Origin of the sequence: Burkholderia sp. BCC1985, from assembly GCF_905339915.1 — a bacterium.
In the GTDB taxonomy this organism is placed as follows: domain Bacteria; phylum Pseudomonadota; class Gammaproteobacteria; order Burkholderiales; family Burkholderiaceae; genus Burkholderia.
Genome location: NZ_CAJPGY010000024.1, coordinates 96,114 through 114,313 on the forward strand (window position 1 = coordinate 96,114; position 18,200 = coordinate 114,313).

The following is an 18,200-nucleotide window of genomic DNA, read 5'->3' on the forward strand; positions in this document are numbered from 1 at the left end:
TTCGGCAGCGGTCCAGTCGTTGATAAAAACGCCATGCCGGAATTTTTCACTTTCAACCGCGGCAGTTTTGTAGGCCCGGGCCCGGGTCAGTCCGCCGAAAACTCGCTCACACGACGGCACTGTTTACCGGGAGCCGCACATGGCAGCGAACTCGTCGACCTCCGTTCAAGCAACGCTGAATACGCGATATCGAAAGCTCGAATACTTGGTTGGGCACGCAAGGATGCTTCGCTAGTATCCAACGCTCCCATGCGAGCAGGAACCGGAAGGTTCCCGGTTGCGCCGCCCGTTGCGGCATTTCGCGATTTTCCAACGGCTGACATGTCTCCCCACTTGAATCCCGACGGCACGGCCGGCGACGTCACGCGCCGGCTGGCCGCAGCGATCGCGTGCGCCGAGCCCGCGCGTAATCCGCCCGCCATCGCTGCCGCGCGGTGCGGCCTGCTCGACTTCCTTGCCGCCGCGTTCGCCGGCGCTCGCGACAACGGTTACCGCAAGCTGCTGGCGGCGTGCGGTCGGGATTCGGCCGGCGCCGCAGCGGTGATCGGCAGCGCGATACCGGCGTCGCCGCAACATGCCGCGCTGCTCAACGGCTATGCAGGCCATGCGCTCGATTACGACGACGTGCACAGCAGCGTGCGCGGCCATCCCGGCACCGTGCTGCTGCCGGCGTTGCTCGCGCTCGCGCAGGTGCGCGCACGCAGCGCGCTCGAACTGCTCGACGCCTACGTCGTCGGCGTCGAGACGATGGCGCGGATCGGTCTCGCGCTCGGCAGCCGCCACTACGAACTCGGTTTCCACAACACCGCGACGCTCGGCACGCTCGGCGCGGCCGCCGCCGCGGCGCGTCTGGCCGGGCTCGATGCGGCGGCCACCGAAAACGCGCTCGGCATCGCCGCGACGCAATCGGCCGGGCTGCGCCTGCAGTTCGGCAGCGAGATCAAGCCGTTGCACGCGGGCCTTGCCGCGCGCGCGGGGCTGTTCGCCGTGGCGCTCGCCGAGGCCGGACTGACCGGCGCACCGGGCGCACTCGACGGCCCGGAAGGATTCTTCGCCGTGTTCGGCGGCGGCGCGTCGCAGCCGGCGCGCGTGCTGGCCGACTGGGGCGCGCCGTGGCAGATCGTGTCGCCCGGCCTGTACTTCAAGCCGTGGCCGTGCTGCACGGCAACCCATTACGCCGTGCAGGCCGCGCTCGATCTGCGCGAGCGCCACCGCATCGCGCGGGCGGACATCGAGGGCATCGTGGTCACGTTCCCGCCGGGCGGCGACACGCCGCTGTCGGACCGACTGCCGGCCACCGGCCTCGAAGCGCGCTTCAGCGTGGAATACGCGGTGGCGGCCGCACTGACGCACGGGCCGCCCGGCGTCGCGACGTTCGCCGACGTGCCCGTGCGCGACGACCTGATCGCGCTCGCCGCACGCGTGACGCGGCGCCACGATGCCGCGGCGCCGCGCGCGTCGACCGATCCCGCGACGCGTTTCTCGGTCGTCGAGATTGCGCTGCGCAACGGCGACACGCTTCGGCAACGCACCGAACGCCTCGTCGGTGCCGACGACCTTGCCGCGAAGTTCGCGGACGCGACCGCCCACGATCCCGCACTCGCGTTCGTCCCGGAACTGATCGATACGATGCGAAGCACGGCCGATCTTGCCCGACTTTTCCACACCTTTACGTCGCTTCAATCATGAGCACCGAACGCAGCACACCTTCCCGCCGCCAGATGCGCCTCGGGTTGTTCCTCCAGGGCGCAGGACACCACGTCGCCGGCTGGCGCCATCCCGATGCCGAATCCGGCAGCGAGAACTTCGATCTGCTGCGCCGCGTCGTGCAGACCGCCGAGCGCGCGAAGTTCGACATGGTCTTCCTGGCCGACGGCTTGACGAGCGGCCCCGACGCGCATCCGTCGATGGCGATGCGCTTCGAGCCGATGAGCCTGCTGTCGGCGCTCGCGATGCATACGCGGCACATCGGCCTTGCGGCGACCGCGTCCACGACGTACAGCGAGCCTTACCATATCGCGCGCGTGTTCGCATCGCTCGACCACCTGAGCGGCGGGCGCGCGGCATGGAACGTCGTGACGACTTCGTATGACCGCACCGCCGCGAATTTCACGCGCGGCAATCATCCGGATCACGCGCAGCGCTACGAGATGGCCGGCGAATTCGTCGATGTCGTGAAGGGGCTGTGGGACAGCTGGGACGACGACGCGCTCGTCAGGGACAAGTCGCGCGGCGTGTATTTCGACCCGGCGAAGGTGCACACGCTCGATCACGCCGGACGCTTCTTCAACGTGAGGGGGCCGCTCAACGCGTCGCGCCCGCCGCAGGGCCATCCGGTCGTGATTCAGGCCGGCTCGTCGGGCCCCGGCCAGGAGCTTGCCGCGCGCACCGCGGAAGTCGTGTTCACCGCGCAGCAGACGCTCGAGGAAGCGCAGGCCTTCTATCGCGACCTGAAGGGTCGGCTCGCGGCATACGGCCGCGCCGAGGACGCGCTTGCCGTGATGCCGGGCGTGTTTCCGGTGATCGGCCGCACCGAGCAGGAGGCCAAGGACAAGTATGCGCAGCTCCAGCAATGGACGGATACGTCGGGCGCGCTGACGCTGCTGTCCGACCGTCTCGGCCACGACGTGTCGAAGTATCCGCTCGACGGCCCGCTGCCCGACCTGCCCGAATCCGATCAGCTGAAGAGCCGCGCGAAGCTGCTTACCGATCTCGCGCGCCGCGAGAACCTCACGCTGCGCGAACTCTACTATCTCGTCGCCGGCGCGCGCGGGCACCGGATCGTGTGGGGCACGCCGACGCAGGTCGCCGACGCGCTCGAGGAATGGTTCGACGGCGGCGCCGCGGACGGCTTCAACATCATGCCGCCGTATTTCCCGGGCGGACTCGACGATTTCGTCGCGCAGGTCGTGCCGGAACTGCAACGGCGCGGCCTGTTCCGCACCGAATACGAGGGCACGACGCTGCGCGACCATCTCGGGCTCGCGCGCCCGCCGAGCCGCTACGCAGCGCGCTGAATCAGACCGCGAAGCGCGTCAGGTCGAGTGCGATCGGCGCGCTGTCGCGGCTTGCGTGCGGGCTGCCGGCCGGGCCGAGTGCATGCGCGAGGAAGGCCCGCGTGCGCGTGCTTTGCGGCGCGCGGAACAGCTGCGCGGCCGACCCGTGCTCGACGATCACGCCCGCCTCGGTGAAGTAGACGACGTCGCTGATTTCCTCGGCGAAGCGCATCTCGTGCGTGACGAGCACGCAGGTCATGCCGTCGCGCACGAGATCGCGAATCACCGACAGCACGTCGCCGACGGTTTCCGGGTCGAGCGCGGACGTCACTTCGTCGAACAGGATCAGGTCGGGCTGCATCGCGAGCGCGCGGGCGATCGCGACGCGCTGCTGCTGGCCGCCCGACAACTCGCCGGGGTAGGCGTGCGCCTTGTCCGCGAGACGCACGCGTTCGAGCAGCGCGTGTGCGGTGCGCACCGCATCGTTGCGATCGCGGCCGAGAATCCGGACCGGGGCTACGACGAGGTTGTCGAGCACGCTCAGGTGCGGAAACAGGTTGTATTGCTGGAACACGAAGCCGACCCGCTTGCGCAGCGCGATTTCGTCGCGCTCCGATGCGAGCAGGTCGACGCGCGTGCCGTCGACCTCGATCAGGCCTCGCTGCGGCCGCAACAGCCCGGTGATGCAACGCAGGATCGTCGATTTGCCGGAGCCGGACGGACCGATGATGGACACGGCCTGGCCGCGGTGCACGTCGAGATCGATGCCGCGCAGCACGGGCGTCGTGCCGTAGGACAGGTGCACGTCGCGCAGGCGGACGAGCGGCTCGTCCGCGCCGCGCGGAGTTTCAGTGGAATGCATGACGTCTTTCGAGAAGGCGGGTGAAACGGGCGATCGGGTAGCAGTACGCGAAAAACAGGCCGAGTACCGTGAAATAGACGACGACGGTGAAGTCGGCTCGCGCGACGGTGTTGCTCGCGACCTGCGCGGTGTCGAGCAGGTCGTGCACGCCGACCAGCGACGCGAGCGCGGTGGCCATCGCGATGCTCGCATACAGGTTCATCCACGGCGGCAGCATGCGGCGTACGCATTGCGGCAGGATGATCCAGCGGAACACTTGCGCGCGGCTGAACGCGAGCGAGCGTGCGGCGTCCCACTGCGCGTGCGGAATCGACTGGATCGCGCCGCGGAAGATTTCCGCGAAGTTCGCGCTCGCGGGCAGCGCGAGGCCGAGCGTTACCTTGAACCAGTCCGGAAACGGCAGCGACGCATGGCCGAACCTGATTTCGAACGGGAACACGTAGGTCGAAAAATAGATCAGCACGAGCAGCGGCGCGTTGCGGAACAACTGCACGTACGCGCGCGCCAGCACGCGCGCGATGCCGAGCCGCGACAGCGTCAGCGGGCCGAGTACGAGGCCGGCGAGCGTGCCGATCGCGATCGCGATCGCGCTGATGCCGATGTTGATCAGCATCGCCTTGCCGAGCGCCGGCAGCCACGTGGCGAGCGCGACGAGGGTCGGGTGACGGCGGCCCGCGACGGCCAGCGCGACGACGGCCAGCGCGGCCAGGGTTGCCGCGACGGCGCGCCATCGCACGAGGCGCGCGGGCTGCGCGTGCATGTCAATGGCCATAGCCGGGTATCCTCAGGCGGTGTTCCAGCCAACGTCCCGCGAGGTTGACCGTGAACGTGAGCGCGCCGAAGAAGAGCAGGATCAGGATCATCAACTCGAGCACGTTGTCGCGTTGCGTCCAGATCATGATCGACGCATAGGTGACGTCGCCGACGGCGATCGCCGAGGCGACCGTCGTCATCTTCACGAGATCGACCAGGTTGTTGACGAGCGCGGGCAGCGCGAAGCGTATCGCGAGCGGCAGCTGCACGTGCCAGAGCCGCTGGCGGCGGCTGTAGCCGAGCGACTGCGCGGCCTCGAGCGTTGCGCGCGGTACCGCTTCGAGGCCGGCGCGCAGCGCTTCCGCATGGAACGCGCCCTTGTGCAGCGAGATCACGATCACGCTCCAGATGAACGGCGTCAGCGGATTGCCGCCCAGATTGCGCAGTGCGGCGCTGATCAGCATGTTGACGACGAGGAATGCGCAGAACAATTGCACGAGCGTCGGCGTGTTGCGGGTGACCTCGACGAATGCGCGCGCGGGGCGCGCGAGCGCCGCGCTCGGCGACACCAGCAACGCGGAGAGCACGACGCCGCAGGCGAGGCTGCCGACCGCGGTCGCGATCGACAGTTCGAGCGTCACGCCCATCCCGTGCACGAACGACGCGCGTTCGTCCGGGGCGAGCACGAAGCTGTAATCGAGGCCGAACTTGCGGAGCGCATCGACGGCGGCGGCCACCGTCATGTGCGCTGCGCCTTGAGCTTCGCGTGCAGGTCGAGCACGGCTTGCGACGGCGTCATGCCGTTCTTGCGCTCGACGTCGAGCAGCCAGCCGCTGCGGTGCCAATCCTGAACGATCCGGTCGAGCGCGCCCTGCGTGTCGGTCTCGCCCTTGCGGACCCAGATCACCGCCGGCGACGGAATCAGGTCGGTCGACAGCGGCGTCGTATAGTCCTTCCAGTCGGGGTTGCGCGCGACGAGCATGCGCAACGTCGGCGCGACGTGCACGGCGGCCACGCAGTTGTTGCCGCGAAGTGCGAGCAGCGATTCCGGCTGGCCGCGGAAGGCCTTCACCTGCGCGCCGTATTCCGTCGCGAGCGGCTTCGTGTAGTTGCTGCCTTGCGACACGCAGACCGGCTTGCCGCGCAAGTCGGCCCAGGACTTGATACCGCTGTCCTTGCGCGCGATCAGCGCGCCGCCGATGGATTCGAACGGCGTCGGCGCATACGACAGGATCTCCGCGCGCTCCGTCGTCAGCTCCATGTTGGCGATCAGCGCGTCGACCTTGCCCTGCTGCAGGAACTGCACGCGGTTCGACGGCTGAACCGGTGTCAGCTCGACGTCGACGCCGAGTCGTTTCGCGACGTCGTTCGCCAGATCGACGTTGAAGCCGACCGGCTTTTGCGTCGCGGGATCGAGCGAGCCGAACGGCGGGCCCGACAGGATCACGCCGATCGTGATCGTGTGACGTTGATGGATGCGATCGAGCGTGCTGTCCGCGCGGGCGACGCCGGAAAAAACGGAAAGGAGGGCGGCGACGCACAGCGCGTGGCCCGACGTAGTGCGAAACGATCTGCTGAACATGGGAAAGAGGAACGTTGTTTGAGCGACGCGGGGCGGCGCATCGCGCGCCCGGTTGTCGGGAGCTCGTATTTTCGGGATGTGGAACGCATCCAAGAACCAAGAAATTCTCATACCGTTATCTGGTCCTTAGATTTACGCAGAGGAAGGCGGCGCTCTAGCGGCTGGAATGGCGATGTGGCGGAGGGTTTATGCAGGTTACCCACTCCGCCGTGCACGGTTTCGCAACCGCACGCTACGCTGACCGCCCGATTACCGTTTTGTAATCAAAGGCGTTTGCGCCCGCACGCAGCGATCCCTTGTCGCCGTTTGCCGGTAACATCGCCGGATGTCATCACGAAAGCGACGGAGCCGGCCATGCGTATCCTGATAGTCGAAGACGAACCGAAGACGGGTGCGTACCTGAAGAAGGGGCTCGAGGAATCGGGCTTCAGCGTCGATCTCGCGAAGGACGGCGGCGAAGGGCTGACGCTCGCGCAGGAAGAGCGTTACGACGTGATCGTGCTCGACGTGATGCTGCCCGTGCTCGATGGCTGGGGCGTGCTCAAGCGGCTGCGCGACACGCATACGACGCCGGTGCTGTTCCTGACCGCGCGCGACGACGTGCAGGATCGCGTGCACGGCCTCGAACTCGGCGCCGACGACTACCTCGTGAAGCCGTTCGCGTTCGTCGAGCTGCTTGCCCGCATCCGGACGCTCGCGCGTCGCGGGCCGCCGCGCGAGACCGAACACCTGGCGGTCGGCGATCTGGAAATCGACGTGGTGCGCCGCCGCGTGAAGCGCGGCGCCACGCGCATCGACCTCACGCCGCGCGAATTCTCGCTGCTGCAGCTGCTCGCGCGCCGGCAGGGCGAGGTGCTGAGCCGCACGCAGATCGCATCGTACGTATGGGACATGAATTTCGACAGCGACACCAACGTCGTCGAGGTCGCGATCCGGCGCCTGCGCGCGAAGATCGACGACGCGTTTCCGGTCAAGCTGATCCATACCGTGCGCGGCGTCGGCTATGTGCTCGAACCGAAGGACGACGCATGACGCGGCCGCGCTCGCTCGCCGCGACGCTCGCGCTCGCGTTCGCCGCGACCACGCTCGCCGCGTTCGCGCTGGTCGGCGCATACGTGTATGCGGGCCTCGAACGGCAGGTGAACACGCAGGACGACCTCGACATCGTGCTGGCCGCGCGCCACACGCGCCGGCTCGCGGGCGAGCTCGAGTCGCTCGATGCAGTCCGCACGCATGCCGAGCGGTTGACGAGCCAGGTGCTCGGCAACGAGGCGCTGTCGATGGCCGCCGTCGATGCGCGCGGCGACGTGCTCGCGCGCCACAACGTGCGGCTCGCCGCGCTCGACGATGCGCCTGCCGCCGCATCGATTCCGCTGGCCGACGCGCAGCTGTTCGCGCCGCATGCGGCGCCGGTTCCGGCGGACGAGCGGATCACGGCCGACCGGCTCGTCACGTGGACGGCCGACAACGGCACGCCGATGCGTGGCGTCGTGATCGAGGCCGCGCTCGGCGACCGCACGCCGATCCGCATCGCGATCGCGCGCAACATGCACGACCGCGCCGACCTGCTCGACGGCTACCGCGACCGGCTCGAGATCGCCGGCGGGCTCGGCGCGCTGTTCGCGCTGCTGCTCGGTTACTGGCTGATCCGCACGGCGCTCGCGCCGCTGCGCGAGATCGTCGACAACACCGGCCGGATCACCGTCGACAAGCTCGATACACGGCTCGACGCGTCGCGTGCACCGAGCGAGCTGCGCGCGCTCGTCGATGCGCAGAACGCGATGCTCGGCCGCCTGCAGCAAGCGTTCGCGCATCTGTCGCAATTCAGCGCCGATCTCGCGCACGACCTGCGCACACCGCTGAACAACATGCGCGGCGCCACTGAAGTCGCGCTCGCGCGGCCGCGTGCGGCCGACGAGTACCAGGCGCTGCTCGAATCGAATCTCGAGGAATACGATCGTCTCGCACGGATGATCGAGAACGTGCTGTTTCTCGCGCGCGCCGAGCATCCGAGCTTCGTCACGCGGCAGCGCGCGTTCGACGTGCACGACGAACTCGAGCGCATCGCGGAGTATTTCGAGGGGCTCGCCGACGAAGCGGGCTCGACGTTGCGCGTCGAAGGGCGGGGGCAACTGACCGCCGACGTCGAGCTGTTTCGTCGCGCCGTCGGCAACCTGCTCGCGAACGCGCTGCGTTACACGCCCGCCGGCGGCGTCATTACGCTGAGTGTCGATGACGCCGCCGACGCGGTGCGCGTCGTCGTCGCGAATCCGGGCGAGCCGATCGATTCCGCGCTGCTGCCGCGGATCTTCGACCGGTTCGTGCGCGGCGATCCCGCCCGCAGCGGCGGGGTGCCGGGCGGCACGGCCGGGCTCGGCCTCGCGATCGTGCGCTCGGTGATGGAACTGCACGGCGGCACCGCGCAGGTCGAAAGCGACGCGCGCGGCACGCGCTTCGTGCTCACGTTCAACCGGCCGTCGGCTGCGTGACGACGGGATCGGGTAACGCGGCGACCGGGCGTTCGTGCGTGCCGGTGTTCGATTCCTTATCCGCGCTCGCTTGCCAGCCGCCGCCCAGCGCCTTCAACAACCCGACCGCGGCCTCCATCCGGCGCGCGTCGATCTGATCGGCCGTGCGCCGGTTCGTCAGCGCGATCGTCTGCGCGGTCACCACGTCCAGATAGCTGACGGCGCCCGCGTTGAAGCGATTCGTCGTCAGCCGCAGCGACAGGTCGGCCGCGTCGGTCGCGCGCTGCTGGCTGCCGGCTTCGGACGCGAGCGCATCGATCGTCGACAACTGATCCTCGACCTGTTGGAACGCGACGAGTACGGTCTGCCGGTAATCCGCGACCGCGCCGTCGTACTGCGCATGCGCGCCGCGCAACGACGCGCTGCGGCGACCGCCGTCGAACAGCGTGCCGGCCAGTTGCGGGCCGAGCGACCAGAACAGGCTCGGCGCGGCGAGCCACGGCGCGAAGAACGAACTCTCGAGGCCGGCGCTCGCCGACAGCACGAGATCGGGAAAGAACGCGGCACGCGCCTCGCCGATCTGCGCGTTCGCGGCCGCCACACGGCGCTCGGCGGCCGCGATGTCGGGCCGCCGTTCGAGCAGTTCCGACGGCACGCCGGCCGGAATGGCCGGCACATGGAACGCCTGCACGCGCGGCGGCAGCGCGAACGTCGACGCGCTTTCGCCGACGAGCGTCGCGATCGCGTGCTGCAACTGCGCACGCGACGCGTCGATGTCGGTGTCCTGCGTGCGCGTCGATTCGAGTTGCGTCTCGGCTTGCGCGACCGCCGACGCGTCGATCGCACCGGCCGCGAGCTGTTGCTTGAGCAGCGTCAGCGCGTCCGCGTATGCATGCACCGTGTCATCGAGCAACTGCTTCTGCGTGTCGAGCGAGCGCAGCGCGAAATAATCGGTCGCGAGTTCGGCCGTGACCGACAGCTTCACGGCGTGCAGGTCGGCCGCGCTCGCGGCGGCGTTCGCCTGCGCGCCCGTCACCGCGTCGCGCACGCGGCCGAACACGTCGGGTTCCCAGCTCGCGGCGACGCCGGCCTGATAGTCGGGTGTCGTCTTGCCGGCGAGCGACGAGCCGAGCCGGTTCTGCGACACGCGCGCGCGGCTCTGCGCGGCACCCGCCGTGATCGTCGGCAGAAACCCGGCGTGCTGGTAGTCGACCATCGCGCGTGCCTGTTGCAGATCGGCGACGGCTTTTTTCACCGTCTGGTTCGACACGTCGACGCGCGCTTCGAGCGCGTTCAGGTCGGCGTCGCCGAACACGGTCCACCACGCACCGCGCGCGGCCGCATCGGCCGGCATCGCGACGTGCCAGCCGGCCTGCGCGGCCGGTGCGCCCGCGTAGTGCGCGGGTACCGCGACGGCGGGCGGTGAATAGGGTGGCAACGTCGAGCACGCGGCCAACGTGGCCAATGCCGCGGCGGCGCCGAGCGCGACGGCGTGGCGGGCGAACGGGAGCGGGTGAGGAAGGCGCATGGCAGGTATCTCGTGAGTCGTCATCGATGGGTCAGCCGCGGGCGGGCGCAGGAGCGGGCGTCGACGCGGCCGGCGCGGTGCCGGCCGCGCGCAGCTGCGGCACGTCGCTGGCAATGGCCGCCGCCCCTGTTTGCGCGGCCTGCGCGGACGAAGCGGAAGAAGCGGACGAAGCGGCCACCGGAGCCGCGGCGCGCACGGTCGACACGATCTTCACGGCTTCGCCGGCCGTGATCGCATCGCCCGGGTTGTCGATCACGCGATCGGTCGCCGCGAGCCCCGCGACGATCTCCACGCGCGTGCCGAAATCGCGCCCGATCTGCACGGTCTTCAGCGCGGTTCGCCCGTTCGTACCGACGGTGGCGACCGTCACGCCGTTCGGGCGGAACAACAGCGCACTGACCGGCAGGTCGAGCGCCGGCGCCGCGCTCGCCACGACGAGATGCGCCTGCGCATACGCACCGGGCATCAGCGCGCCGTCGCGGTTGTCGACGTCGATCTCGACGCGCAGCGTGCGCGTGACGGGATCGATCGCGCCCGCGCTGCGCGCGACACGCGCGGCAAAGCGCCGCCCCGGATACTGCGGCGTCGTCAGGTAGACCGGCGTGCCGGTCGATACGCCGGTCGCGCTGTCCTGCGGCACGTCGACAAACACGCGCAGCGTGTCCGTCTGTTCGAGATGGAACAGTTCCCCGGACAGGCCCGGGCTGCCCGGCGTGCCGCCCGCGGTGACCAGCGTGCCGACGTCGACGCTGCGCGCGGTGATCACGCCGTCGAACGGCGCGGTGACGGACTCGTACGACACGAGTTCGGCAAGGTGCGCGACGTTCGCCTGCGCGGACGCGAGCATCGCGCGTTTCGCGTTCATGTCGGCGACCTTCGTGTCGGTGTCCTGCTGCGACACCGATTGCGTTTTCAGCATGTCCTGCCACCGCTGCGCGGTCGATTTCGCATAGTCGTAGTTCGCCTGCGCGCTCGCTTCGTCGGCGCGCGCCTGGCGCAACTGCGCGTCGAGATCGGGCGCCGAGATCTGCGCGAGCGTCTGGCCGGCCTTCACGTGCGTGCCGAGATCGACGCTCCAGTGCGCGATGTAGCCGCTCGTGCGCGCGTAGATCGACGCGTCTGCATACGGCGCCACCGAACCGGGCAACGTCAGCGTCTGGTCGGCCGGCGCCGTGCCGGGCACGATGACCGACACCGGCAGCGCCTGTTGCGCGGCAACCTGTGCACGCTGCGCGGCGCGTGCATCGATACGCGGCACGATGCCGAGCGCGAGCAGCGCGGCGGCCAGCGCGACGGCCGCGACGGGCACGGCCAGCTTGCGGCCGCGGCGGCCCGGCGGGGTGTCGGGCGCGGCGCCGCGCGCGGCGGACGTCACGGCGGTGGCTGCTGTGGCCGATTCGGCGGCGGGCGGCGGGGCGACGGGTTCGATCGAGTCGTTCATGATGGGTCCGGGGTCAGGCGAATCGAAGGATGATGAGAAGGGGCGGCCGTCCGAGCTCAACGCAGCGCCGGCGTGTCGGGCGCGTGCTGCGTGCGCCGCGCGGCCGAGGCGTCGCGGCGCCGCGCGAGCCATGCGTGGACGAAGCCGAACAGCACCGGGACGAACAGCAGCGTCGAGAACGTGCCGAACGCGAGGCCGCCGATCACCGCGCGGCCGAGCGGTGCGTTCTGCTCGCCGCCGTCGCCGAGGCCGAGCGCCATCGGCAACATGCCGATCAGCATCGCGAGCGCGGTCATCACGACGGGCCGGAAGCGGCTGAAGCCGGCGTCGAGCGCCGCCTGCCACGGCGACGCACCGCCCGCGAGCAGCTCGCGCGCCGCGTTCACGACGAGAATGCTGTTCGCGGTCGCGATGCCGATGCACAGGATCGTGCCGGTCAGCGCGGGCACCGACAGCGTGGTGCGCGTGACGAACAGCATCCACGCGATCCCGGCGAGCGATGCCGGCAGGCCGCCGACGATCACGAGCGGATCGAGCCACGACTGGAAGTTCACGACCATCAGCAGGTAGACCAGCGAGATCGCGAGTACCAGACCGCCGAGCAGGCCCGCGAACGACTCGTGCATCGCCTGCACCTGGCCGCGCAGCACGATCGACGAGCCGGGCGGCAGCTGCGCGCGCGCGGCGTCGACGAGCTTCGTCACGTCGGCCGTGACGCCGCCGAGATCGCGCCCCTGCACCGACGCGAAGATGTCGAGCACCGGCTGCACGTTGTAGTGCGACACCACGGCCTGCTGCGTCGAGCGCGAGAACGTGCCGAGCGCGCCGAGCAGGTTCTGCGCGGGCGCGCCCGCGGCCGGGCCGCCGGCCGGCGTCTGCGGCGGGCGCGCGGTGCCGGCTGGCAGCGGCACGTTCGCGAGCGACTGCAGCGAATTCACCGTGTATTGCGGCGTCTGCACGAGCACCGGGTAGCTGACGCCGTTGCGCGGATCGAGCCAGAAGTTCGGCGTCGTCTGCGAACTGCCGGACAGCGCGATCAGCAGATTTTGCGCGACATCGCGCTGTTCGAGGCCGGCCTGGATCGCCTTCGTGCGGTCGACGTTCACGTCGATCGCCGGTTCGTCGCCGGGTTGCTGGATACGCGCGTCGACGAGCCCGCGCACGCCGCGCAGCTTCGCGAGCAGCGTATTCGCGACCGCGCGGTTCTGGTCGAGCTTGTTGCCGACGATCTGGATGTCGATCGGCGCGGGCAGCCCGAAATTGAGGATCTGGCTGACGATGTCGGCCGGCAGGAACGCGAACGTCACGCCGGGGAACGACTGCGCGAGCACGTTGCGCAGCCTGGCGACGTATGCGGCGGTCGACGCGTGGTTCGGCTTCAGCGTCACCAGCACGTCGGCGTCCTCGGTGCCGATCGGATCCGATGAATCGTACGTGAGGTTGATCCCGCTCACCGGCACGCCGATGTTGTCGAGCACGCCAGCGAGTTCGCCCGCCGGAATCACGCTGCGGATCTTCGCTTCGACCTCGTCGGTCAGCCGCGCGGTTTCCTCGATCCGCGTGCCGGTCGGCGCGCGCAGATGCAGGCGGATCTCGCCGGTGTCGACCGACGGGAAGAAGTCCTGCCCGGCGAACGCGTAGAGGCCCGTCGACGCGACGCATGCGAGCAGGAACGCGGCCGCGAAGCGGCGACGCCGCGCGATCGCCGCCGAGAGCAGCGCGCGATAGCGCAGCCGCACGGCCTCGAAGCGATGCTCGAACGCAGCCTGGAAACGCGCCAAATGCACGAGCGGCGCGAATACGCCGCGCGGCGGCCGGCCGTTTCCTTTTGCGCGCATCAGCACCATCGCGAGGGTCGGCACCAGCGTGCGCGAGAAGAAGTACGACGCGATCATCGCGAAGATCACGGCCTCGGCCAGCGGCACGAACAGATAGCGCGCGACGCCCGTGAGCAGGAACATCGGCACGAACACGATGCAGATCGACAGCGTCGACACGAAGGTCGGCACCGCGATTTCTCCCGAGCCGGTCAGGATCGCGTCCTCGAGCGGCGCGCCGAGCTCGAGATGATGCGTGATGTTCTCGATCGCGACGGTCGCGTCGTCGACGAGGATCCCGACCGCGAGCGCGAGCCCGCCGAGCGTCATGATGTTGATGGTCTGGCCGAGCGCGGACAACGCGAGCAGCGACGTGAGCACCGCGAGCGGGATCGTGATCGCGATGATCAGCGTCGCGCGCCAGCTGCCGAGAAACAGCATGATCATCAGCGCGGTCAGGCACGCGGCGATCAGCGCCTCGCGCACGACGCCCTGGACCGCCGCCTTCACGAACACCGACTGATCGTCGAGCGGCGAAATGTGCAGCGCCTTCGGCAGCCCGGCCGCGATCTTCGGCAGCATCGCCTTCACCTGGTCGATGATCGTCAGCGTCGACGCGCTGCCGGTCTTCTCGACCGTCAGCAGCGCCGCGCGCTTGCCGTCCACCCGCACGATGTTGGTCTGCGGTGCGTAGCCGTCGCGAACGTGCGCGACGTCGCGCACGTACACGACATTGCCGCCGATCGTCTTCACCGGCAGATCGTTCAGCGCGGCGACCGTCTGCGTGCTGCCGTTCATCTGCACGTTGTATTCGTGCGTGCCGATCTTCGCGGTGCCGCCGGGCAGGATCAGGTTCTGCGCGTTGATCGCGTTCACGACGTCGATCGGCGCGAGCCCCTTCGCCTGCAGCGCGCGCGTATCGAGGTCGACGACGATCTGGCGGATCTTGCCGCCGAACGGCAGCGGGACCGCCGCGCCCTGGACGGTCGCGAGCTGCGTGCGGATGAAGCTGTTGCCGAGGTCGTACAGCTGCTGCTCGGCGAGCGTGTCGCTCGACAGCCCGAGCTGCAGGATCGGCACCGTCGACGCGTTGTACGTGATGATGTTCGGCGGCAACGTGCCGGGCGGCAGGATGCGCAGGATCGACGCGGCATTGCTCGCGGCTTCCGCGATCGCGCGATTGATGTCGGCGCCCGGGTGGAAGAAGATCTTCACGACCGACACGCCGTTCAGCGACTGCGACTCGATGTGCTCGATGTCGTCGACGTCGGACGTGAGCGCGCGCTCGTAGTTCGACGTGATCCGCTTGGCCATGTCCTCCGCGGAGAAGCCGTTGTATGACCAGACGATGCTGACGACCGGAATGTCGATGCTCGGGAAGATGTCGGTCGGCGTGCGCAGCAGCGCAAGCGGTCCCGCGATGAAGATCAGCAGTGCGAGTACGACGAACGTGTAGGGCCTGCGTAACGCCAGCCGGACGATCCACATGATGGTGCTCCTCGAAGCAGGGCATGGATGCCGCGTGCGATGCGGCGAGCGTGCAGTCTGCCGGCGCGGCGTTGACCCGACCCTGACCCGAGGATTACGAAACCGTTATCTGTGCTGGCGCGCAGGTGCGCAGTGTCCGACCGGACAGGCCGGCCCGTGACCGACATGCGGCCGCGATCAGATGACAAGACCGTAATCGAAGCCTCACCTTCCGGAAAGCGCGCGAATCGCAGAATGGACACAACTCTTCATCACATCGATGCGGAGCGGATGTCCGGCCTGATCTGCGGACGCGAACATGCCATCTTGAGAGGTGAACATCATGAACAACCTGATTCGTGCGGTCCTGCTGTCCTGTGCGCTGAGCGCACCGGTCTTCGCATTTGCGCAAACCACCGACCATGCGGTCACGCGGGCCGACGTGCGCGCCGATCTCGTGCGGGTCGAGAAGGCCGGCTATAAGCCGGTCGGTAGCGATCCTTACTATCCCGCCGACATCCAGGCCGCGGAAGCGAAGATCGCCGCGCAGCCATCGCAATCGGTGGCTGCACGGCCGAGCGTCGCCGCAGAGACGACCGCGCAATCGCTCGCGTCGCTCGATACGGAGCAGCCGTACGAGCATCACTGAGCCCGATTTTCAACTGCTATCCGCGGCCCGAAGGAAGCGGCCGCGGATTTCGAATGCGTCATCTGCCGGTCGGCGCCGTGCGCGCCGCAATCGTGAGAATGAACGTGTCGGGCAGTACATCGCACGCACGGGCGTGCCGGCGGCGCACCTTCGGTGCGCCCTCATCGAGTCTTTCCCGGGAGTTTCATCATGCATCCGACGCGCGCGAGGAAGAGCGACGGCAGCCGGTGCGGTGAATCAGCTTCCGGTTTACCGGTGTGTCATCCAGCAAGTAAAGCACTCGATCGTGGAGCACTGCCGGCGATTTCGATACCCGACGTGTTTCACGCCAGGTCAACACTGTGTCCAGATGCTCGTCATCCCGCAGCGGCCGATGCGCATTGAAATCGCTCTTCGGTGGCTTCGCGAAGCGTGTGTTGTAAGCATTGGTGAAGGAGGGCGCATAAGCGTTGGCGCGGGTCCAACTCCACGCATGTGTATCCGAAAGCGTGCAGTAGATAGTCGGACCCGGCCCCGGAACAGAAGCAACTCTCCCGTCGGCTTCCGGTCGGACGCGCCGTTTACGCGTCGTTCAACCAGGGCATTTCCACGGGCGATACGACCAGTTGCCGGAATTCTCGCTTCAGATCGAAGATGAACCCGACCAGGATCATGGAGTCGGCGTAGGGAATCGGAAAGACCTGCGGATTCTCCGGCGTCCGCAGGGGCCGTTCTGGCGTGTCCGCTGTTGCTGCGGCGTTCTCGCGAACGCTTTCCAGGTCGTCAGCCATGGCCGGGCCACCGACTTTCAGCACACGGTTACGCAGCTCGCTGAAGGGTTCGATGCGTGCAGCGTCTTCGTGGTATTCGGGCACTTCATAAACGAACCAGGACATTGTCGTCTCCCATGAGAAGGGGCGCTATTCTAACGCTGCGCAAGGATCCACCAAAATCGGCCACGTTGTGCGACAGTCGGCTTGCGAGGCGTCTCCGCGTCTCAACTTTCAAGAACGCCTTGCGGGCGGTATCATTTGCGCTAAAATTAAGTATCAAATGATACTGAATGGGAGTCGCCATGTCACTCGTTACCCCTGAAGCCGTGGCTGCGGTCATGGGGCTGCGGCCGCTCCCGCATACGCTGGCGGAGCTGGAAGCGCTTGTGCGCGGCGGTTTGCCGAAGTCCGCGCTGCGCGCGGGCGTCGAACACGCGACGCAAGGCGCCGATGCTCGGCGCGCGCTCCTCGCCCGCATCATCCCCGAAGCGACCTACAAGCGCCGCCGCGATCGACTAACGCAAGACGAATCGGAGAAGACGGAGCGTCTGGCCCGGATCGTTGCAACGACCACCTACGTCTGGAACGACGAAGAGGACGCGCGGGAATTTTTGTCGACGCCACATCCTGAACTTGAGGGACGGGCGCCGCTCGACGTCGCGCTGACCGAGCTCGGTGCGCGCAGGGTTGAAGAGTTGCTCTGGAAACTGTTCTACGGGCTACCGGCATGAAGTTGTTTCGCATCGGTGACACGCGACACACGATCTGGAGCGGCACCGGCGCGATGCTGATCGGTGGCCGCTTTAATAGTCCGGGCCGGCCTGTCATCTACGCGGCGTCGACCTTCGCGGGTGCGATGCTCGAGGTGCTCGTGCATGCACGCATCGGCAAGGTGCCGAAAACCCACGGATGGGTCGAAGCAACCGTTCCCGACGACGTCAGCGTCGAACGCCATACGGCAGAAACGTTGCCGAGAGGATGGGGTGCGGCGGCACTGCAGGCAGCACGGCAGTTCGGCGACGAATGGATGGCAGAATCGCGTACAGCACTCCTGATCGTCCCTTCCGTCGTCGTCCGTGCAGAGTCCAACGTGCTCGTGAATCTGGCGCATCCTGACACCGCGCGGATCATCGTGACGGATCCACAACCGGTCGTGTGGGACGAGCGACTTTTTGCCATACCGCCAGTTGGCCGATCATAAATGCTTGATGGTGGTCTGCTAACCAGCCTTCGAAGCGTCGGTTGCTCGCTCGTACCGCGACGCACGGTTGGAAGCCGATGTGGGAACCCATTCCGAAGCTTAAGCGAGTCGACATCGAAGCGTATGGCTTCGGGCTCACGATTGACGGTGTCGGCGTACCGCTTATTGCACGAATGCGTAGAGCCGCGAAAGATGTGCTGTCGGTCAAGATGCCGGAGCGGGATCCTCGGCAGACGAGTTTTCTCTAAACGTCAATTTCAACCTCGCCGTCGACGTATGGCCGCTTATCCTTGCAGGGGCAAGGTGGCCGAACTCGTTCCTGTGCAGGGGCGGTTGGGGGGGGCGACTCCTACCCCCTTAATCGCAGCTAGAGCGGGCTACACCGGTAAAGTGCATGGAAATCCAAGGGCCCCGTGTTGTGCCGCACAATACTTTCCGGTATCATTCACGCCCCCCACAAGCTGCGCATACGGATTTCGAGCGAGGCGTCCCGGCCTCGACCATCTTTGCGTATCACGATTCCGTTCGCATCCCGGCAGGCAACCCGTTCTGGCGTCATGCTCGCGACGATCGTCGGCTCATCTGTCGAGGAGCATGTATTGGCAATTTCTGATCGGAACGATTCCACATCCCCTGAAATCACAGCCACGGCAAAAGCCGGCCGCCGTGTGTCAAAGGGAAAGC

The 18,200-nt window shown here is 67.8% G+C and carries 16 protein-coding genes and 1 pseudogene; 7 read left to right on the forward strand and 10 right to left on the reverse strand.

Going from position 1 to position 18,200, the window contains the following annotated elements:
- The first annotated feature begins 33 nt into the window (after positions 1 to 33).
- Positions 34 to 1,689 carry an MmgE/PrpD family protein gene (locus tag U4Z31_RS23845; protein WP_321811522.1) on the forward strand — a complete coding sequence of 552 codons (1,656 nt, stop codon included), beginning with the start codon at positions 34 to 36 and terminating at the stop codon, positions 1,687 to 1,689.
- Positions 1,686 to 3,017 carry an LLM class flavin-dependent oxidoreductase gene (locus U4Z31_RS23850; protein ID WP_321811523.1) on the forward strand — a complete coding sequence of 444 codons (1,332 nt, stop codon included), beginning with the start codon at positions 1,686 to 1,688 and terminating at the stop codon, positions 3,015 to 3,017. The genes U4Z31_RS23845 and U4Z31_RS23850 overlap by 4 nt, the downstream gene beginning before the upstream one ends.
- A gap of 1 nt (position 3,018) precedes the next feature.
- On the opposite strand, the gene U4Z31_RS23855 is transcribed toward U4Z31_RS23850, so the two are convergent.
- The 4 genes from U4Z31_RS23855 to U4Z31_RS23870 are packed head-to-tail and all read right to left on the reverse strand — an operon-like array spanning position 3,019 to position 6,193.
- Positions 3,019 to 3,858 carry an amino acid ABC transporter ATP-binding protein gene (locus U4Z31_RS23855; RefSeq protein WP_321811524.1) on the reverse strand — a complete coding sequence of 280 codons (840 nt, stop codon included), beginning with the start codon at positions 3,856 to 3,858 and terminating at the stop codon, positions 3,019 to 3,021.
- The gene (locus tag U4Z31_RS23860; RefSeq protein WP_082088471.1) at positions 3,845 to 4,630 is read right to left on the reverse strand and encodes an amino acid ABC transporter permease; all 786 of its coding nucleotides are present in this window, start codon (positions 4,628 to 4,630) and stop codon (positions 3,845 to 3,847) included. The genes U4Z31_RS23855 and U4Z31_RS23860 overlap by 14 nt, the downstream gene beginning before the upstream one ends.
- On the reverse strand, positions 4,620 to 5,354 hold the full coding sequence (locus U4Z31_RS23865) for an amino acid ABC transporter permease (RefSeq protein WP_321811525.1): 735 nt from the start codon (positions 5,352 to 5,354) through the stop codon (positions 4,620 to 4,622). Before U4Z31_RS23865 ends, U4Z31_RS23860 begins: the two co-directional genes overlap by 11 nt.
- Entirely contained in the window at positions 5,351 to 6,193 is an 843-nt protein-coding gene (locus U4Z31_RS23870) for a transporter substrate-binding domain-containing protein (protein ID WP_044844255.1), read from the reverse strand. The genes U4Z31_RS23865 and U4Z31_RS23870 overlap by 4 nt, the downstream gene beginning before the upstream one ends.
- Before the next feature lie 354 nt (positions 6,194 to 6,547).
- On the opposite strand from U4Z31_RS23870, the gene U4Z31_RS23875 reads away from it, so the two are divergent.
- Positions 6,548 to 7,225, forward strand: coding sequence for a heavy metal response regulator transcription factor (locus U4Z31_RS23875; protein WP_027786146.1), 678 nt, complete (start codon positions 6,548 to 6,550; stop codon positions 7,223 to 7,225).
- Positions 7,222 to 8,682 carry a heavy metal sensor histidine kinase gene (locus U4Z31_RS23880; protein ID WP_321811526.1) on the forward strand — a complete coding sequence of 487 codons (1,461 nt, stop codon included), beginning with the start codon at positions 7,222 to 7,224 and terminating at the stop codon, positions 8,680 to 8,682. Before U4Z31_RS23875 ends, U4Z31_RS23880 begins: the two co-directional genes overlap by 4 nt.
- On the opposite strand, the gene U4Z31_RS23885 is transcribed toward U4Z31_RS23880, so the two are convergent.
- The 3 genes from U4Z31_RS23885 to U4Z31_RS23895 are packed head-to-tail and all read right to left on the reverse strand — an operon-like array spanning position 8,660 to position 14,935.
- Positions 8,660 to 10,189, reverse strand: a complete 1,530-nt coding sequence (locus U4Z31_RS23885; RefSeq protein ID WP_321811527.1) for an efflux transporter outer membrane subunit — start codon at positions 10,187 to 10,189, stop codon at positions 8,660 to 8,662. The genes U4Z31_RS23880 and U4Z31_RS23885 overlap by 23 nt on opposite strands.
- 31 nt (positions 10,190 to 10,220) lie before the next feature.
- Entirely contained in the window at positions 10,221 to 11,630 is a 1,410-nt protein-coding gene (locus tag U4Z31_RS23890) for an efflux RND transporter periplasmic adaptor subunit (protein ID WP_321811528.1), read from the reverse strand.
- Between the two features lie 56 nt (positions 11,631 to 11,686).
- On the reverse strand, positions 11,687 to 14,935 hold the full coding sequence (locus U4Z31_RS23895) for an efflux RND transporter permease subunit (RefSeq protein WP_321811529.1): 3,249 nt from the start codon (positions 14,933 to 14,935) through the stop codon (positions 11,687 to 11,689).
- A 322-nt stretch (positions 14,936 to 15,257) separates the two neighbouring features.
- Between U4Z31_RS23895 and U4Z31_RS23900 the strand changes: the two genes are divergently transcribed.
- Positions 15,258 to 15,563 carry a DUF4148 domain-containing protein gene (locus U4Z31_RS23900; RefSeq protein ID WP_124519845.1) on the forward strand — a complete coding sequence of 102 codons (306 nt, stop codon included), beginning with the start codon at positions 15,258 to 15,260 and terminating at the stop codon, positions 15,561 to 15,563.
- Positions 15,564 to 15,792: 229 nt separating this feature from the next.
- Here U4Z31_RS23900 and U4Z31_RS23905 read toward each other — a convergent pair.
- A pseudogene (locus U4Z31_RS23905) lies at positions 15,793 to 16,017 on the reverse strand (ISNCY family transposase); the annotation flags it as partial.
- A 106-nt stretch (positions 16,018 to 16,123) separates the two neighbouring features.
- Positions 16,124 to 16,438, reverse strand: a complete 315-nt coding sequence (locus U4Z31_RS23910) for a hypothetical protein (RefSeq protein ID WP_044849157.1) — start codon at positions 16,436 to 16,438, stop codon at positions 16,124 to 16,126.
- A gap of 179 nt (positions 16,439 to 16,617) precedes the next feature.
- Here U4Z31_RS23910 and U4Z31_RS23915 point away from each other — a divergent pair, with 179 nt between their 5' ends.
- Positions 16,618 to 17,046 carry an antitoxin Xre/MbcA/ParS toxin-binding domain-containing protein gene (locus tag U4Z31_RS23915; RefSeq protein ID WP_124487254.1) on the forward strand — a complete coding sequence of 143 codons (429 nt, stop codon included), beginning with the start codon at positions 16,618 to 16,620 and terminating at the stop codon, positions 17,044 to 17,046.
- A complete protein-coding gene (locus tag U4Z31_RS23920; protein WP_321811530.1) occupies positions 17,043 to 17,516 on the forward strand; it encodes an RES family NAD+ phosphorylase in 474 nt (157 codons plus the stop codon). The genes U4Z31_RS23915 and U4Z31_RS23920 overlap by 4 nt, the downstream gene beginning before the upstream one ends.
- Before the next feature lie 445 nt (positions 17,517 to 17,961).
- On the opposite strand, the gene U4Z31_RS23925 is transcribed toward U4Z31_RS23920, so the two are convergent.
- Positions 17,962 to 18,200: hypothetical protein (locus U4Z31_RS23925; protein WP_321811531.1), on the reverse strand; the 239-nt coding region annotated here is incomplete at its 5' end.

Coding starts and splice junctions, on each gene's coding strand:
- U4Z31_RS23845 (WP_321811522.1), top strand. CDS start 34: ATGCCGGAATTTTTCACTTTCAACCGCGGCAGTTTTGTAGGCCCGGGC.
- U4Z31_RS23850 (WP_321811523.1), top strand. CDS start 1,686: ATGAGCACCGAACGCAGCACACCTTCCCGCCGCCAGATGCGCCTCGGG.
- U4Z31_RS23855 (WP_321811524.1), bottom strand. CDS start 3,858: ATGCATTCCACTGAAACTCCGCGCGGCGCGGACGAGCCGCTCGTCCGC.
- U4Z31_RS23860 (WP_082088471.1), bottom strand. CDS start 4,630: ATGGCCATTGACATGCACGCGCAGCCCGCGCGCCTCGTGCGATGGCGC.
- U4Z31_RS23865 (WP_321811525.1), bottom strand. CDS start 5,354: ATGACGGTGGCCGCCGCCGTCGATGCGCTCCGCAAGTTCGGCCTCGAT.
- U4Z31_RS23870 (WP_044844255.1), bottom strand. CDS start 6,193: ATGTTCAGCAGATCGTTTCGCACTACGTCGGGCCACGCGCTGTGCGTC.
- U4Z31_RS23875 (WP_027786146.1), top strand. CDS start 6,548: ATGCGTATCCTGATAGTCGAAGACGAACCGAAGACGGGTGCGTACCTG.
- U4Z31_RS23880 (WP_321811526.1), top strand. CDS start 7,222: ATGACGCGGCCGCGCTCGCTCGCCGCGACGCTCGCGCTCGCGTTCGCC.
- U4Z31_RS23885 (WP_321811527.1), bottom strand. CDS start 10,189: ATGCGCCTTCCTCACCCGCTCCCGTTCGCCCGCCACGCCGTCGCGCTC.
- U4Z31_RS23890 (WP_321811528.1), bottom strand. CDS start 11,630: ATGAACGACTCGATCGAACCCGTCGCCCCGCCGCCCGCCGCCGAATCG.
- U4Z31_RS23895 (WP_321811529.1), bottom strand. CDS start 14,935: ATGTGGATCGTCCGGCTGGCGTTACGCAGGCCCTACACGTTCGTCGTA.
- U4Z31_RS23900 (WP_124519845.1), top strand. CDS start 15,258: ATGAACAACCTGATTCGTGCGGTCCTGCTGTCCTGTGCGCTGAGCGCA.
- U4Z31_RS23910 (WP_044849157.1), bottom strand. CDS start 16,438: ATGTCCTGGTTCGTTTATGAAGTGCCCGAATACCACGAAGACGCTGCA.
- U4Z31_RS23915 (WP_124487254.1), top strand. CDS start 16,618: ATGTCACTCGTTACCCCTGAAGCCGTGGCTGCGGTCATGGGGCTGCGG.
- U4Z31_RS23920 (WP_321811530.1), top strand. CDS start 17,043: ATGAAGTTGTTTCGCATCGGTGACACGCGACACACGATCTGGAGCGGC.